We start from the raw sequence: 16824 nt of genomic DNA, 5'->3' as shown, positions 1-16824 counted from the left end.
ATTTATTCAGCAGATTTTTTCCTTTTTTTTCTGAAATAATCAAAACCAAACCAAGCTACCAAGGCAATTACAAAATAGATAAAATAGGATACAGGTTTTCCGCTACCACCAACGGTAGTAAACATTCTTTCCCAACGAACTTTGTCAAATAATTTCCCCCAGGGTTCATTTTGGTCTAAACTCATCCAAATAAACACCGGTTTTCCAACAATATGATCAGCCGGAACATAGCCCCAATAACGGCTGTCTTCAGAATTATGACGGTTATCTCCCATCATCCAGTAGTAATCCATTTGAAAGGTATAAGAACTTACTACTTTTCCATTGATTTTAATTTCATCTCCGTTTACTTGCAACTCATTTTTTTCATAATCGGTGATTATTTCTTTGTAAAATGGTAACGTTTCTTTGTTTAAAACCACCGTCTTTCCGGCTTGAGGAATGTAAATTGGCCCAAAATTATCTGCATTCCAACTTTTTGTATGGGGAAAAACTTTTGTATTACCAATAGTATCAATGTTTTTGGTCACTGATTTAACCATTGGATTATTTCTCAAACGGTTTACATTTTCGTCTGTTAATGCTGAAAAAGTATATGAATTTTGTGAATTAACATAAATACCATCGGTGATTTGTAATTCTTTAAATATATATTCTTCGTTAAATTGTGAGCCATCCGTTTCAACATTATAAGAAAATTGTACTCTTTGACGGTCGTGAAGCGGGAGTAATTTTCCATTAACAAAAACATCTCCTTTTATAATTTGAAGACTATCTCCTGCAATGGCAGTACAGCGTTTAACGTAATTTGATTTTTTATCAAGTGGTTTGTCTGCTCTTTTTCCTGATCTGTCGAAAAATTTATAAACGGTATCTTTTGGCCAGTTAAAAACCACGATGTCATTTCGTTCAACACTTTGTATACCCGGAAATCTAAAATAGGGTAGTTGTGGCCAGCTAAAATAGGATTTTGTTTTTACAAATGGTATGCTATCGTGAACCATTGGTAGAGCAACTGCCGTTGTTGGAGTTCGTGCCCCATAATGAAATTTACTTACAAAAAGAAAGTCTCCAATCAATAACGATTTTTCTAAAGATGCAGTAGGGATAGTAAAGGGTTGCATGACATACGTATGCACTGTCGTTGCTACAACTATGGCAAATAGAATAGAGCTTACAAAATCTGCTGTTGGATTCTTAGGGTGTAATGAACGTTCTTTTATGTGGGTAACTTCTTGGGTATAATTGACATAACCAATATACAAGCCAAATGTTATTACCGCTAAAAAGGTATCTAATGAAGAATGTTTACCAAAACTTCTTAAGGTTTCTACCCAAATCACGGGAAACATGATCAAATTGACAATAGGGATAAATAATAAAAAAGTCCACCACCACGGGCGATTAATTATTTTCATCAATATAACGGCATTATAAACCGGAATGGCAGCTTCCCAAGATTGACGACCTGCTCTTTGATATAATTTCCAAGTGCAGATATAATGCACTAGTTGAATCACTAAGAAAAATAAAAACCACTGATATAATGTCATTTTATAAAAATTTAAGTTTGTTTTAATAAACTGCCTGAATTCTATTAGTTGTATCTGAGGTTAAATTGTTACCAATTTAACTTTTAATTATTATTTTAATCCTAAAACATCTTTCATTGTAAAAACACCGGTTTTACCAACAATCCATTCCGCGGCAATAATTGCACCAAAGGCAAAACCATCCCGATTGTGAGCAGTATGTTTAATCTCGATAGTATCTACTGCTGAGGTATAAAAAATAGTGTGAGTTCCCGGAACATTATCCACTCTTTTAACATCAATAAATAAATCATCTTTTAATGGGTTTTCAATACTCCAACTATTTTTATCGGTATGATTTATAATTGAATTAGCTAACGAAATGGCAGTTCCACTTGGTTTGTCAAGTTTTTGAGTATGGTGAATTTCTTCCATCGAAACATTATATTGATTGAATTTAGCCATCATTTTAGCCAAATAATCATTTAATTCGAAAAACAAGTTAACTCCTAAACTAAAATTAGAACCATAAATAAATGCTGCTTTTTTCGAATGACAAAGCTGAACCATCGTATGATAATTTTCTAACCAACCCGTAGTGCCTGAAACTACAGGAATTCCTTGTTCGATGCAATAGGAAATATTTGAAACGGCTGCATTTGGAATACTGAAATCAATTGCGACATCTGCCAATTCTAATCCTTCAAACGAATCGGAACTCGATTTTCGCAATACAATTTCATGTCCGCGTTCTAAAGCTATTCGTTCAATAACTTTTCCCATTTTTCCATAACCTAACAGTGCTATTTTCATTAGAATTTATAGTTTAATACTAACCCTAAATTTTGTTTACTAGTGATGTCATTTATATTAATTTCAGGTCTTAAGGATAGATTCTCGTTGACATTAAATTGGATTAAATGAGCATCAACATTTGCATCTATAATGTTTAATACATAAATACCAATCATAACCATAAGTGAAATATCACGATTTCTTTGATAGGTACGCTGAGCATTAATCAATACATTATCAGAGTAAATGCCGTAATATTTATCGTCTGTGTAACCTTCTAAACGTCTTTTATAAATATCTCTGAATTCATTATAAAAGTTATTATTATCATTATAAAAATAATAACCAACAGCTAATCCACCATAAACAATGGGGATTTTCCAGTATTTTTTATTGTATGCTTGTCCTAAACCCGGTAGTATAGCAGAATAAAAGGCAGCTTTTGAAGGTGCCAAAGGGTCAATTGGTTTGTATTTTACCGTGTCTTGAGTTTGACCAAATTCTTCAATTTGAACTTGAGCATTAGCAAAAGTTATCCCCAAAAGGGAAAAAGCAAAAAATATGATTCTTAAGCTATGCACTATCCTTTTATTAAAGCTATAATGCGTTGAAAATCAGCTTCAGATTTGAATGGAATGGTGATTTTTCCTTTTCCTTTCGCATCAATTTTTATATCAACCTTTGTGCCTAACGTGGTACCGATTTCCTTTTTATCCAATTCTGAAACAGAAAAAAGTGGAATAGCTTTTAATGTCTTTCCTGATTTTGGTTTTAAACTTTCTTGATAACTTTTTACGACATTTTCAGTTTCACGCACAGTAAGATTTTGACTGATAATTTTATGATAGATATCTGATTGTATATCCTCATTTTCAATTGTAATCAAAGCTCGACCATGTCCCATGGAAATAAAACCATCTCTAATTCCGGTTTGGATAATTGGGTCTAATTTCAATAATCGCAAATAATTTGCAATTGTCGAACGTTTTTTTCCAACTTTATCGCTCATTTGCTCTTGTGTTAATTGAATTTCATCAATCAACCGCTGGTAAGATAAAGCAATTTCAATAGGGTCTAAATCATGACGTTGAATATTTTCAACTAAAGCCATCACCAATGATTCATTATCATCGGCAATTCGAATATAGGAGGGGATGACCTTTAAACCAGCTATTTTTGCAGCCCGAAGTCTTCGTTCTCCTGAAATTAATTGATACTTATTAAATTCTAGTTTTCTTACAGTAATAGGTTGAATTACGCCTAATTCTTTAATGGAGGAAGCCAGTTCCTGAAGTGTTTCTTCATTAAAATTACTTCGTGGTTGAAACGGATTAATTTCAATTGCCTCTAATTCAAGTTCGATGATATTACCAACAACTTTGTCGGCATTTTTATCATTAACTGATTTAATATCGTTTTCAGGATCTTTTAATAAAGCGGATAATCCTCTTCCTAATGCTTGCTTTTTGATGGCTTGTGTCATAAAATACTAGCTATTTTTTTTGATAATCTCTTCTGCCAAACTTAAATAATTGTTTGCTCCCTTGCTGGTTGCATCAAAATTAATGATGCTTTCCCCAAAACTTGGAGCTTCACTCAATTTTACATTTCGTTGTATAATGGTTTTAAATACCATGTCATTGAAATGTTTTTGTACTTCTTCTACCACTTGATTTGATAAACGCAAGCGGGAATCAAACATAGTTAATAATAATCCTTCAATATCTAAATCGGGATTGTGTAATCGTTGAATGCTTTTGATTGTATTTAATAATTTACCTAAACCTTCTAATGCAAAATATTCACATTGAATAGGAATAATTACACTATCAGCAGCAGTTAATGCGTTCAGGGTTAATAATCCTAACGATGGAGCACAGTCAATTAAAATGTAATCATATTGGTCTTTTATAGACGCTAATGCTTCTTTCAGCATATACTCACGATTTTCTTTGTCAACCAATTCTATTTCGATGGCAACTAAATCAATGTGTGCCGGAATAATATCTACATTCGGTGCTGAACATTTCATTATTGCTTCAGCAGCAGTATTACTGTGTTCCAAAACTTGATAGGAACCAATGGCAACAGAATCAACATCAATCCCCAATCCTGAACTTGCGTTTGCTTGAGGGTCAGCATCAATCAGTAATACTTTTTTTTCTAAAACACCTAAAGAAGCCGCTAAGTTTACGGTAGTTGTAGTTTTTCCAACACCTCCTTTTTGGTTAGCAATTGCAATTATTTTACCCATTGATTTTATAAAATTTTGAGCCGTAAAATTACGATTATTTACGGGTTTTTCAAGTTCAAGTTGTTAACAAATGTTAATTGTTTTGTCCTTCAAATGATTAGCTTCTAAATCGAAAAAAGAGAAATAAATTTTTGTTGAATTAATCTTTTTTCTTGGCTTTAATCATAGCCTCTAACATATCCCACATTTCTTCAGGAATAGCTTCCAATAGATTAAATTGACCTGCACCTTTTAACCATTCACCACCGTCAATGGTAATAACTTCACCATTTACATAAGCAGAAAAATCAGATACTAAATAAGCAGCTAAATTGGCTAATTCCTGGTGATCCCCCACTCTTTTCAAAGGCACTTTTTTGGCCATATCAAATTTCTCGGCTAGATCACCCGGCAATAATCTATCCCATGCCCCTTTGGTTGGAAAAGGTCCGGGTGCAATTGCGTTACTTCGAATGCCGTATTTTGCCCATTCAACCGCTAGACTTCTAGTCATTGCTAAAACACCTGCTTTTGCTGTGGCACTTGGCACTACATAAGCAGAACCGGTCCAAGCATACGTTGTAACAATATTTAAGATAACAGAACTTTCTTGTTTGCGGTCAATCCAATGCTTACCAAAAGCTAATGTGCAATTTTTGGAACCTTTTAGTACAATGTCTATAATCGTATCAAATGCATTGGCAGATAGTCTTTCGGTAGGTGAGATGAAGTTACCTGCGGCGTTGTTTAGCAGTACATCAACTTTACCGAAATTTTTTAAAACGTCTGCCAGCATTGCTTCGACCTGGTCATAATGACGAACGTCGCATTGTAAAGGCAAACAAACACTTCCGGTTTCTTTTTCTAGTTCGGCGGCTGTGGTTTTTAGTTTTTCTAAATCTCTAGAGGTGATCGCTACTTTTGCTCCCAATTCCAAAAAATATTTGGTCATCGCTTTTCCGAGTCCGCTACCGCCACCGGTTACGACAATTACTTTGCCTTCAAGGGCATTATCACGTAACATTTTTGCTGAAAAATTCATAAATAGTTGGTTTTTGTAAAGATATAAAATAGCTATAATTCTGAAAGTAATTTATAGTTTATGTAACGTTTTTATTTTAATTTATGCAATCGTTCTGCTGCTTTTGTGAGTGTTTCATCATCTTTGGCAAAACAAAAGCGAATGCGTTTTAAATCGGTATTATCACCATAAAAAATGGATAGTGGAATGGTTGAAACACCAAATTCAGTTACTAATCGTTTAGTGAAATCCAAATCAGATTCAGTTGAAATGCCTTTGTAAGAAGCAACTTGAAAATAAGTTCCTTCACAGGGTAATAATTCAAAAGTGGTTTCTTTTAAAATGTTTTGAAAGAAATCTCTTTTTTGTCGGTACAATGACGCTACTTCTGAAACATCAAAAATCGCAAGGTATTCGTTGATGGAAGCTTGTGCCAAACTGTTGACGCTAAAAACCAAATATTGATGCACTTTTTTGACTTCTTTCAAAAGATTTTCAGGAGCAATCAAATAGCCAATTTTCCATCCGGTTAAGTGAAGTGTTTTTCCGAAGGAGGAAACAATCAAACTTCGGTCTTTTAGTTTTTCTCTGGTGTTGATGGAAATGTGTTTGTTTTCAAACGTAATAAATTCATACACTTCATCCGATAAAATCAATAAATCAGGATAATTTTCAATAATTTTTTCGAGCTGAATGAAATCATTTTCTGTCCAAATTTTTCCCGATGGATTGTGTGGATTATTTAAAATCAGCATTCTAGTTTTCGTCGATAAATGATTCTTAATTGATTCAAAATCGGGTGAATAATCTTCTTTTAACGCAATCCGAATGGGTTTTGCATTACTCAAAATGATTGGCATTTCATAACAATCATAACTCGGATCCAGAATGATGACTTCGTCTTGCTGCTGCACAAAAGCTTGAATAGAGGCAAAAATCGCTTCGGTTGCTCCGGCGGTGACTAAAATTTCGGTTGACGGATTCACTTTTCGTTGATAATGATCCAAAGTCAGTTGAGCAATTTTTTCCAACAACGGCGGATAACCAGTCATCGGTGCATATTGATGAATGTCGGTTTTGGCCAATCGAGCTACAATTTCCGTCATTCGCACATCAATCGGGAAATTCGGAAAACCTTGCGAGAGATTGATGGCTTGATAATCAGCCGCCATTTTAGACATGACAGTGAAAATGGTAGTTTGCAAATGTGGAAGTTTAGACATACTGTAAAAATAGAAATGTTTTAAAACTAATTGAGTTAAAAAGCTTATTTCTTAACAAAATCTCGTTTTAAAAGCGAATAGACCGCTGAATCCCAAAACTTGCCGTCCCAATATTCGTTTTCTAAAAAATGGGCTTCTTTTACAAATCCATTTTTCTCTAAGACTTTTGCAGAAACATGATTTTCCGGGTCCACTACCGCTTCTACTGAATGAAAATTTAGCACATTGAAACCATACTCTAAAGCCATATTAATAGCTTCACTTACAATTCCTTGACCTTGGTATTCGGGCAACAACATATATCCAATTTCTGAGCGATAATTTTCAGGTTGAATGCGATAATGACCAATAACACCGAGTAATTTTGGATTTCCTTTTAAAGTGATTGCCCAATTGATTCCTTCATTTTCCGCAATTTTTTTGGTAATCATTTCAATATGTGTCATAGCTTCTTCCGTTGAAGTGAGCAGCGGACGTGGAATGAATTTCATCGTTTCCGGATCGCTTCTCAATTCAAAAACTTCGTTCACATCTTCAGGTTTAACTGCTCGTAACAGCAAACGATTGGATTCGAGAACTGGGAATGGGGTGAAGGAAAGGGTGAGCATTTTGTTTTTTTGATAAAAATAGTGAAATAAACTTAAAATTATTAAGTTTTTAAGCCGCTACTTTTTTCCATAATGACCCAATGCAGAAAGAATTATTACAGTAACAATTTCTTCATCAACTCGATATATAATTCTGTCTTTTTGATTTATTCTTCTAGACCAATAACCGCTGAGCTCATGTTTTAAAGGTTCCGGTTGACCAATTCCTTCAAACGGATTTTCGGAAAGTTCCACTAAGATTCTTTCAATTTTTTTAATACTAGCCTTATCACCGGACTTGAAGTGTTTTTCTAAATCCTTTTGAGCTTCCGGTTTTATTTCAATCCTAAACTTTCCCATACATTTTTAGGATCTATTTCTACACCTTTTTGCGTTTCAGCTTTTTTGATTTTTTTTACAAATTCTGAATCATACGGACTTGCATTATCAGAAATGATTTCAATATCCTTATTTTCTTTCGAAAATAACTCAATCAAATTCTTTAACGTTTTGCCCGCTTTTGTACGCTCGTTTATTTTGATGGTGATTGTTGTCATCGCTTTTGAGTTGTGTTACAAAGTTAGGGAATTTTTTGATTGGTTTGGAATGCGAAATTTTTAAACAAAAAAACACCAACCTCTAAGTCAGTGTTTTTGAATTATGTAATTTCAACTATTAATCTTCCAATAAAACCTTCAAAATACTAATCGCCGCTTCACTAATCTTAGTTCCGGGGCCAAAAACGGCAACCGCTCCGGCATCAAACAAAAATTGGTAATCTTGATGAGGTATCACACCACCTACTATGACCATAATGTCTTCACGACCGTATTTTTTAAGTTCTTCAATTACTTGTGGAACCAATGTTTTGTGTCCGGCAGCCAGAGAGGAAACACCTAAAATGTGCACGTCGTTTTCAACGGCTTGTTTGGCCGCTTCGGCAGGTGTTTGGAATAACGGACCAATATCCACATCAAATCCAACATCGGCGTAACCCGTTGCAACAACTTTTGCTCCGCGATCATGACCGTCTTGCCCCATTTTCGCAATCATAATGCGGGGACGACGACCTTCTTTCTTAGCAAAGGCATCGGCTAATTGTTTCGCTTTTTCGAAACTTACATCATTTTTAATTTCTTTACTATACACGCCACTAAATGTTCTGATTTGTGCTTTATATCTGCTGAAAACTTCTTCTAAAGCATCGCTGATTTCGCCTAAAGTAGCTCTGTTTCTAGCTGCTTCAACGGCTAAAGATAATAAATTTTTATTCTGATGGCTATCAGAATCTTTTGAATTTTCCATTCCAGCTTTTGCAGCTTTCGTCAATTTTGCCAAACTGGCTTTTACTTTTTCCGTATCACGAGACGCTTTTATTTGAGCCAATCGTTCCAATTGCTGCTTGCGAACCATTTGGTTATCAACATCTAAAATCATCAATGGGTCTTCTTTTTCTAAACGATATTTATTAACACCCACAATAATATCCTGACCACTGTCAATTCTGGCTTGTTTTCTGGCAGAGGCTTCTTCAATTCGCAATTTCGGAATTCCGGCTTCAATGGCTTTTGTCATACCACCTAATTCTTCTACTTCTTCAATTAAAGACCACGCTTTTTCAGCAATTTCGTTAGTTAAACTTTCTACATAATAACTTCCTGCCCAAGGATCAACCGTTTTACAAATTTTAGTTTCTTCTTGCAAAAAGATTTGTGTATTTCGAGCAATTCGAGCTGAAAAATCTGTTGGTAAAGCAATGGCTTCATCCAATGCATTGGTGTGTAAAGATTGTGTTCCTCCAAAGGCGGCTGCGGCTGCTTCAATACAAGTTCTGGCCACATTATTAAATGGATCTTGCTCCGTTAAGCTCCAACCTGATGTTTGACAATGGGTTCGCAAAGCCAATGATTTTTCATCTATCGGATTGAATTGTTTGAGTAATTTTGCCCATAACATTCGACCTGCACGCATTTTGGCAATTTCCATAAAATGATTCATGCCAATTGCCCAGAAAAACGAAAGGCGAGGAGCGAAAGTGTCAATATCCATGCCGGCTGCCAATCCAGTTCTGATGTATTCCAAACCATCTGCTAATGTGTATGCTAATTCAATATCTGCGGTGGCTCCGGCTTCCTGCATGTGATAACCGGAAATCGAAATCGAATTGAATTTTGGCATGTTTTTGCTCGTATATTCAAAAATATCGGCAATAATTTTCATCGAAGGAGTAGGTGGGTAGATGTACGTATTTCGCACCATAAACTCTTTCAAAATATCATTCTGAATCGTTCCCGAAAGTAAATTTGGAGCCACACCTTGTTCTTCGGCAGCAACAATATAAAAAGCCATAATTGGTAAAACCGCTCCGTTCATTGTCATGGAAACCGACATTTCGTTTAACGGAATTTGGTCAAACAAAATCTTCATATCTTCCACTGAATCAATGGCGACACCGGCTTTTCCAACATCACCAACCACACGTTCATGATCGGAATCATATCCTCGGTGTGTGGCTAAATCAAACGCTACTGAAAGTCCTTTTTGACCGGCTGCTAAATTTCTTCTGTAAAAAGCATTACTTTCTTCGGCGGTAGAAAATCCGGCATATTGACGAATGGTCCACGGTCTGCGAACATACATCGTTGCATAAGGACCTCTTAGGTTAGGAGCAAATCCGGCAGCAAAACCTAAATGTTCTAATTTTTCAACGTCAGATTTATGATAAGATGGTTTTAATTCAATGTGTTCAGCTGTGCTGAAAGGAGCAACAGAACTAGTATAAGCTTTTTTTACTGCACTTTTCAAGGTTAACTGTTGTATATTTTTTCGTTTCATTTTATAAATTCTATTGAAACCGTTATGTTAATTTATCTAATTATGCTTCTAAGGATAATCTTTCTTGTTCTGTTTTTTCGGCTAAACGTTTTTCAATAATCGGCGTTATCAACGTTTTTCGGGCGTTCGTTTTTACAAAAGGAAAAAGTTCTAATTCTTTTGCCATTTTATCATTTTTGTTCGGATATTTATTGGTTCCCAACAAAACTTCTTTTCCGGAATCAAATAAGTCTTGTTCTTTTTGAGCACTTTCGTTGATTTTCCGTTGAATTGTTCCTACTATTAATTGTGTAATTAAACCGCCGTTTGCTTCAATATCTTTAAATAAATCCAAAGCTTTTTCAGCTAATTGCTCGGTTAAAGATTCAATATAATAAGCTCCGTCTGCGGGGTTGTGCACTTGATTAAAATAACTTTCATGCTTTAGAACCAATAATTGGTTTCTGGAAATTCTATCCCCGAATTCATTGTCTTTGTGATAAAGAGCATCATAAGCCAAATTAGAAATCCCATCGGCACCTCCCAAAATAGCACTCATACATTCTGTAGTAGTACGAAGCATATTCACATTATAATCGAATAAAGTTTTGTTGCGTTTGGTAGGAGTGACAATGATATGACAATCAAAGGTATACTGATATTCTTTTGCTAACGAATCAAAAAGTAATCGCAAGGCACGTAATTTTGCTATTTCGAAAAAATAATTGGTTCCAACAGAAACTTCAAAAGTTATTGGTGTTGAAATTCCCTCAATTCGATTGAAATATTCATTCACATGAGCCATGGCATAACCCAATTGTTGAATGATATTTGCTCCTGCATTTTGATATAAATCAATTTTACAACTCAGGAACGGAAAATTTAACGCTGCTGCAGATTGCAGTTGGTTAAAATCTTTTTCTAAAGATTCAAACCAATTTCCGTCCTTTGATAATTGTCCTATAGCATCTTGTAAAACAATGATTTTGTAGTTGTTTTGAGAGGCAAAAGAGGCGGCTTTGTTGATAAAATCAGCCGACAGAAATAACACATTAAAATAATAGATGATGTTTTCCTTCGGAAGATTTTCCATCAGTTTTTCTAAAGAAGCAGTGTCAGATTCAAGCGTAAACCGAATTGATTCTGCTCCTCTATTAATCGTTTCTACTGCTCTTTCATTAGACTTTGAAATATCATAAACATAAATGTTTTGAATAATTTTAAATCCGTTTGAAATTGGTGATTCGAATTTTAACTGATTTTCATCGGCGTGGTAAAAAGGTTTTACTTTAATACCTTCCGGACTTTCCCAAGCTAAAGTTTCGTTATAATCAGCCCCTTTGAGTTCATACTGAATTTGCTGTTTCCATTGTTTGGATGAAACAGGTTCAAATTCGTTGAATAGATGCTTAGACATCGTTTATAGAGATTTATTTTTTTCTTCTTCTAACAAATCCTCTTCAAATTCGATGATATAAATATCTTCGCTGTCGCGTTTCATGTAATACTTTTCGCGAGCATATTTTTCAATTTGATCAGGATTGTTTAATCGTTTTATATCAAGACAGTCTTTTTTAATTTCGTCTTGGTAGTATTTTTTATTGGTTTCAAGTTCATCCAATTCTTTATTTAAAACGCGATGTTCAATATAAGAATAGTTATCAAGGAAAAGCATCCAAAAAGCGAAAAAAACCAGCACTAAAACATATCGGTTTCCGACATATTTGAACCATTGGTGTTTTTCCTTATAGCGTTGGATAAAGTTCATATTTATAATATTCGTTGGTTAATTACGGCTCGAACCACATCGATGGCAACTGTATTGTATTTGTCGTTCGGAATTATAATATCTGCAAAGGCTTTGGTTGGTTCAATGAACTGTTCGTGCATTGGTTTTAACGTGGTTTGATAGCGATTTATAACCTCATTCATGTCACGTCCTCGTTCTGCAATATCACGTTTTAATCTTCGAATTAATCGTTCATCAGAATCAGCATGAACATATATTTTAATGTCGAACATATCACGAAGTTCCGGATAAGACAGAATTAAAATACCTTCAACAATAATTACTTTTCTGGGATGAGTAATAATAGTGTCATCTGTTCGATTATGCGTGACAAAAGAATAAACTGGTTGTTCAATTATATTACCCGCTTTAAGTTCTTTTAAATGGTTAACCAATAATTCGAAATCGATGGCTCTGGGATGATCAAAATTAATTTTTGTTCGTTCTTCGTAGCTTAAATTATGTGTTTCTTTATAATAGGAGTCTTGAGAAATTACTCCAACCTCGGTGTCAGGAAGTTCATTCATGATTTGATGAACAACAGTTGTTTTTCCACTCCCGGTACCTCCTGCAATTCCAATAATCAGCATAATTTATTTATTATTTTATTCCCTACAAATTTAGGAAAATTTAACTACTTAGAATTAGTAATGCAAATCTTTTTTTAAGGAGTTACTAACGAAAACGTTTTAAAAAAACAGAATATTTAAAAAACAGAATTGATTTTAAAGAAATGTGAAATGGAAGGATATAAATTATTTCTTTAAGGAAAATTTACAAATAAAAAATCCCGAACAAGTCGGGATAATTTTATTCATTTGTTATGATTATTCTTTTGATGCTAAATATCTTTCTGCATCCAAAGCTGCCATACAACCTGTACCGGCTGCAGTTATTGCTTGTCGGTAAACATGATCAGCGGCATCACCGGCCACAAAAACTCCGGGGACATTAGTTTTAGATGTGCCGGGAATATTTTTGATATATCCTGTTTCATCTAATGCAATAAAATCTTTAAAGATTGCGGTATTAGGTTCATGTCCAATGGCAACAAAGAATCCGGTAGCCGGAATTTCAGTTTCAACGCCACTTGTTCTTTCTTTTACTAAGACTGAACTAACCACTTGTCCGTCTCCCTTAACTTCTATGGTTTCAGTATTTAATAAAATTTCTATATTTTCAGTTTTTCTAACTCTGGCTTCCATGATTTTAGAAGCTCTGAACTTTTCACTTCGCACTAACATGGTTACTTTTTTACACATTTTAGAAAGGTAATGTGCCTCTTCACAAGCTGAATCACCGGCACCTACAATCACAACTTCTTGATTTCGGTAGAAAAAACCATCACAAACGGCACAAGCGGAAACACCGCCCCCTAATTTCAAATAATGTTGTTCTGAAGGCAAACCTAAATATTTTGCTGATGCACCTGTCGAAATAATGACCGTTTCACAATGTAATTCTATGGTGTCATTTATCCAAACTTTATGAATAGGTCCAGTAAAATCAATTTTTGTCGCCCAACCATCTCTAATGTCGGTATTGAATCTTTTGGCTTGAGCCTGAAGTTGAATCATCATTTCCGGACCGGTAACTCCATTAGGATAACCTGGAAAATTTTCAACTTCATTAGTGGTTGTTAATTGACCACCAGGTTGAGTTCCTTGATATAATACGGGTTGCATACTTGCTCTGGCGGCATAAATAGCAGCAGTATATCCTGCAGGGCCAGATCCTATAATTAAACATTTTACTTTTTCTATCGTATTTGACATGACTTAATTTTTTTCAATTTAGAAGTACAAAGGTAAGTTTTAATAGAAAAATAATTCTTAATTGTTGATTAGTTTTAATAAATAAAAAAATTGAAATTTTCTTTTGAGTTTTGATTTGTAAAACATTTTATTTGTTTTATATTTGCAACCTCAAATAAGGAATATGATTTTAAATTATCCCGATTTTGAAATTTGCTTTTCGGGGTGTAGCGTAGCCCGGTTATCGCGCCTGCTTTGGGAGCAGGAGGCCGCAGGTTCGAATCCTGCCACCCCGACTAAAAAAAAATCCTTTCCAATTGAAAAGGATTTTTTTTGTTATTTAAGTGGTTTTTTTAATTTGTTTAACCAAAAAATTATTGGCCTTATTTCAATAGTTTTTTGAATAAAGTAGCTTCTTCATCAAATTTTTTCAATTCAACTTTTCCTTCGCCATAAAAATGAGTTTCTGATTTGCCGGAGGCTTCTAAAACAAGTTTAGTTGTTACTAGAATACTGTTTTTAGAATTAGCTTCAACAATTAAAGAAGCCGTTTTAGAAGTTAGATTTTTACCTGTAAAATTGGAATAGTTATCCATTCTTAATTTAAAATCATCTACATCGCCTTCAATTATTGCGATTGATTTCTGATACATATCACATTTTAGTTTAAGCGTGCTTATTAGTCCCTTAACATAGGCGTTTTTACTTAATTCTAAAACGGTATCTTCAGATTTTAAATTAATTTCAACTTTAGATTTGTCGTTAGCAATTAAAGTGAAATTTTTACAGTTTGCATTTAAAAACAAACGCGATTCATCATAACATTTAAAAGTTATATCATCTAGTTTTACTTCTGCAAGTGCTGTTACGTCAGCTTCGCCTTTGGCAACTAACATTTTAAAACTATCAGTATACGTTACTCGGACACTTGTTTTTTTTGCTCCTGTTATATCATGAGTCAGCCCAATTCTTAAAGTACTGCCACTTAATTTGAAATCAATAATTTCATGTGTATTGTCGTCGGCTTCAATTTCAATTGCACATGAATTTCCTTTTACTAAAAAAACATCAATATTGTCAAGAATTTCTAAACTGTCAAAATTGCCAATTTCCTTTTGTGAAACAGTGACAATTTTAGAGGCTTTTATTTTTTCTTTTTTCTGACTCCATGCAACAGTGGAAAATAAAATAACAGTGAGTAGGATAATGGTATTTTTCATTTTCGAAATTGTTTATGGAACAAATGTAAAAAAAACATCCCGATTTTAAGGTGGGATGTTTGTTAAGATATGTATTTACCTATCAAATTAAAGTTGTTATGGATCAATTTGATTTTATTGAGCCAGCTGAAGAAGATTTTTTTATTAATGACTTTGGATTGTTAAAATAAACAATATCACTGCCACTTGAAGCTTTAGCACTCAAACTTATTATTGGATGTAATTCTATTGAACTTCCACTGGACGAATTAGCGATAATATCATTTACTAATAAATTTTGAGCTTCAATTTCACTTCCGCTTGAAGAAGATGCTTCTAATTTTATAGCTTTACCTTCTACACTAATTTCACTGCCACTACTGCTTTCGCAGATGATTTTTTCCGCTTCAACATCAATATTGATTTCACTGCCACTACTTGATTTCACATCTATCGATTTTACTACTAATATGTTTTTACTGCTTATCGAACTACCGCTCGTTGATCTGAGGGATTCGATGTTAGGTAATGAAACATAAACTTTTTTTGAACTTAAATTTTTTACACTTTTGTCTAACGTAATAGTTAAAACGGAATTATTAATATCAGTTGAGATGTGTTCAATTATATTATCATCTGCTTTAACTTCAATTGATTTTATGTTGCTTTGAGCTACGATGACATCGATTCCTCTACTCACTTCAATACTTGTAAAGTCAGCATTTACAGGTCGGTTTTCTGAAATTACATTTCCGCTTCCTTTGATGCTATCGCCTAAATCGAAAGAAAATTGGCAAGAGGCTACTACTAATGCTACTAAAATTGCAACAATAATTTTTGTAATGTATACGATTAATTTAATCATGATTAATTAGTTTTTATGATTATTCCGTCTTCATTAATTTTTAAGCCTTTGAAATCTCGCTTTTCTTCCGCTTTATCTTCTTCCTTAATTTGTATTCCGTTTTTGTCAATTGTTACAGAAGTAGAAGAAGTATTTGGAATTGTATCATTCGAGATATCATTATATTCATTTTCCTCAATAGGACAATTTAAACAAAATATTTTTTGTTGTTCAACCTTATAGATATAATTTTCGTCACTATAATGTAAATTGAAAAAGGTATTGTTGGATTCATCATAATCTTGCAAACTAGCGTCTGGTCTTACTATTGTACCTTTTGGTAAATATAAAAACAATTCTACTTCTTGGTTTCGGTATTTACTTTTAAAATCAGTAACAAAATAATTGTCCAGAATTAATTTATTTCCCTCAAATTTAAATCCGTAATTGATTTTTTCCGCTCTTTTTTTAGCTTCACTCATTGAGTTTCCTTCAGAACGTCGCTCTATTTGTAAATAAGGCTGAGCTTCATCAGTGTGCATAAATTCTATGCTGATATCGTTGGAATAAATGATTTCGTTACCATTTTCATCTTGTGTGACTTCAAAATCATTGTTTCTGAATTCTTTAGCATAGTAATCATTATATTTAAATTGGATGTCTAAAGTATCAGATGGATTGAATGCTAACACTTCTTTTTGAACAACTTTGCCACTATAAGCTACTTCAGTTGCTTGTTTTATCCCAAAAGAAATTAAAATCCCAACGGCAATTAACCACAAAGCTAACAAAGTGTATTTTGCAACATTGCCAATAGATCTCATGTTTGTTATCAATAATTTCAATCCTAATATTAAAAGGAAGAAAAACGGAATGCCTATTGCTAAAATGCTTAAAAGGACTACTAACCAAATAGGGAATTCGCTCACAATGACAGCATCATAATAACTTTGCCAAGGCATGTCAACAAAAGTTGTAGAACCAAAGGTGAAACCTCCAATCAGAATTCCTCCCAAAACAAAAATGGAAAAAA

At 33.9% G+C, this 16824-nt stretch carries 17 protein-coding genes, 1 tRNA gene and 1 pseudogene; 1 reads left to right on the top strand and 18 read right to left on the bottom strand.

The window, feature by feature from the left end; genetic code table 11:
• Positions 1-2: 2 nt before the first annotated feature.
• From lepB to trxB, 15 genes are all read right to left on the bottom strand, one after another.
• A complete protein-coding gene (gene lepB / locus ACIQ2Z_RS03690) occupies positions 3-1553 on the bottom strand; it encodes a signal peptidase I (protein ID WP_396182810.1) in 1551 nt (516 codons plus the stop codon).
• A gap of 90 nt (positions 1554-1643) precedes the next feature.
• Positions 1644-2345 (bottom strand): 4-hydroxy-tetrahydrodipicolinate reductase, encoded by a 702-nt coding sequence (gene dapB, locus ACIQ2Z_RS03685; RefSeq protein WP_396182809.1) that lies wholly within the window; start codon positions 2343-2345, stop codon positions 1644-1646.
• Positions 2345-2908, bottom strand: coding sequence for a DUF5683 domain-containing protein (locus tag ACIQ2Z_RS03680; RefSeq protein ID WP_396182808.1), 564 nt, complete (start codon positions 2906-2908; stop codon positions 2345-2347). Before ACIQ2Z_RS03680 ends, dapB begins: the two co-directional genes overlap by 1 nt.
• Complete coding sequence (locus ACIQ2Z_RS03675; RefSeq protein ID WP_396182807.1) at positions 2908-3810, bottom strand: ParB/RepB/Spo0J family partition protein; 903 nt, start codon at positions 3808-3810, stop codon at positions 2908-2910. Before ACIQ2Z_RS03675 ends, ACIQ2Z_RS03680 begins: the two co-directional genes overlap by 1 nt.
• 6 nt (positions 3811-3816) lie before the next feature.
• A complete protein-coding gene (locus ACIQ2Z_RS03670; RefSeq protein ID WP_290859006.1) occupies positions 3817-4581 on the bottom strand; it encodes a ParA family protein in 765 nt (254 codons plus the stop codon).
• Between the two features lie 139 nt (positions 4582-4720).
• The gene (locus ACIQ2Z_RS03665; RefSeq protein WP_396182806.1) at positions 4721-5602 is read right to left on the bottom strand and encodes an SDR family oxidoreductase; all 882 of its coding nucleotides are present in this window, start codon (positions 5600-5602) and stop codon (positions 4721-4723) included.
• 71 nt (positions 5603-5673) lie between these two features.
• Positions 5674-6804: a methionine aminotransferase gene (locus tag ACIQ2Z_RS03660; protein ID WP_396182805.1), complete on the bottom strand. Its 1131-nt coding sequence runs from the start codon at positions 6802-6804 to the stop codon at positions 5674-5676.
• Between the two features lie 44 nt (positions 6805-6848).
• Positions 6849-7412: a GNAT family N-acetyltransferase gene (locus tag ACIQ2Z_RS03655; protein ID WP_396182804.1), complete on the bottom strand. Its 564-nt coding sequence runs from the start codon at positions 7410-7412 to the stop codon at positions 6849-6851.
• A gap of 57 nt (positions 7413-7469) precedes the next feature.
• Positions 7470-7751 carry a Txe/YoeB family addiction module toxin gene (locus tag ACIQ2Z_RS03650; RefSeq protein WP_396182803.1) on the bottom strand — a complete coding sequence of 94 codons (282 nt, stop codon included), beginning with the start codon at positions 7749-7751 and terminating at the stop codon, positions 7470-7472.
• Positions 7727-7948, bottom strand: coding sequence for a DUF2683 family protein (locus tag ACIQ2Z_RS03645; protein ID WP_396182802.1), 222 nt, complete (start codon positions 7946-7948; stop codon positions 7727-7729). The genes ACIQ2Z_RS03650 and ACIQ2Z_RS03645 overlap by 25 nt, the downstream gene beginning before the upstream one ends.
• 118 nt (positions 7949-8066) lie before the next feature.
• Positions 8067-10226 (bottom strand): methylmalonyl-CoA mutase, encoded by a 2160-nt coding sequence (gene scpA / locus ACIQ2Z_RS03640; protein ID WP_396182801.1) that lies wholly within the window; start codon positions 10224-10226, stop codon positions 8067-8069.
• Positions 10227-10266: 40 nt separating this feature from the next.
• On the bottom strand, positions 10267-11622 hold the full coding sequence (locus ACIQ2Z_RS03635; RefSeq protein WP_396182800.1) for a methylmalonyl-CoA mutase subunit beta: 1356 nt from the start codon (positions 11620-11622) through the stop codon (positions 10267-10269).
• Positions 11623-11625: 3 nt separating this feature from the next.
• Positions 11626-11973, bottom strand: a complete 348-nt coding sequence (locus tag ACIQ2Z_RS03630) for a septum formation initiator family protein (protein WP_396182799.1) — start codon at positions 11971-11973, stop codon at positions 11626-11628.
• A 2-nt stretch (positions 11974-11975) separates the two neighbouring features.
• Positions 11976-12584, bottom strand: coding sequence for a uridine kinase (udk, locus tag ACIQ2Z_RS03625; protein WP_396182798.1), 609 nt, complete (start codon positions 12582-12584; stop codon positions 11976-11978).
• Between the two features lie 237 nt (positions 12585-12821).
• The gene (trxB, locus tag ACIQ2Z_RS03620) at positions 12822-13769 is read right to left on the bottom strand and encodes a thioredoxin-disulfide reductase (RefSeq protein ID WP_396182797.1); all 948 of its coding nucleotides are present in this window, start codon (positions 13767-13769) and stop codon (positions 12822-12824) included.
• 200 nt (positions 13770-13969) lie between these two features.
• Here trxB and ACIQ2Z_RS03615 point away from each other — a divergent pair.
• Positions 13970-14044: transfer RNA gene (locus tag ACIQ2Z_RS03615), tRNA-Pro, on the top strand.
• An 87-nt stretch (positions 14045-14131) separates the two neighbouring features.
• On the opposite strand, the gene ACIQ2Z_RS03610 is transcribed toward ACIQ2Z_RS03615, so the two are convergent.
• The 3 genes and pseudogenes from ACIQ2Z_RS03610 to ACIQ2Z_RS03600 form a co-directional block, all read right to left on the bottom strand.
• Complete coding sequence (locus ACIQ2Z_RS03610; RefSeq protein ID WP_396182796.1) at positions 14132-14968, bottom strand: GIN domain-containing protein; 837 nt, start codon at positions 14966-14968, stop codon at positions 14132-14134.
• Positions 14969-15071: 103 nt separating this feature from the next.
• On the bottom strand, positions 15072-15812 hold the full coding sequence (locus ACIQ2Z_RS03605; RefSeq protein ID WP_396182795.1) for a head GIN domain-containing protein: 741 nt from the start codon (positions 15810-15812) through the stop codon (positions 15072-15074).
• A gap of 2 nt (positions 15813-15814) precedes the next feature.
• A pseudogene (locus ACIQ2Z_RS03600) lies at positions 15815-16824 on the bottom strand (hypothetical protein); the annotation flags it as partial.

This window comes from Flavobacterium sp. (assembly GCF_044361015.1).
In the GTDB taxonomy this organism is placed as follows: Bacteria; Bacteroidota; Bacteroidia; order Flavobacteriales; family Flavobacteriaceae; genus Flavobacterium.
This window is presented reverse-complemented; position numbering and strand designations above follow the sequence as displayed.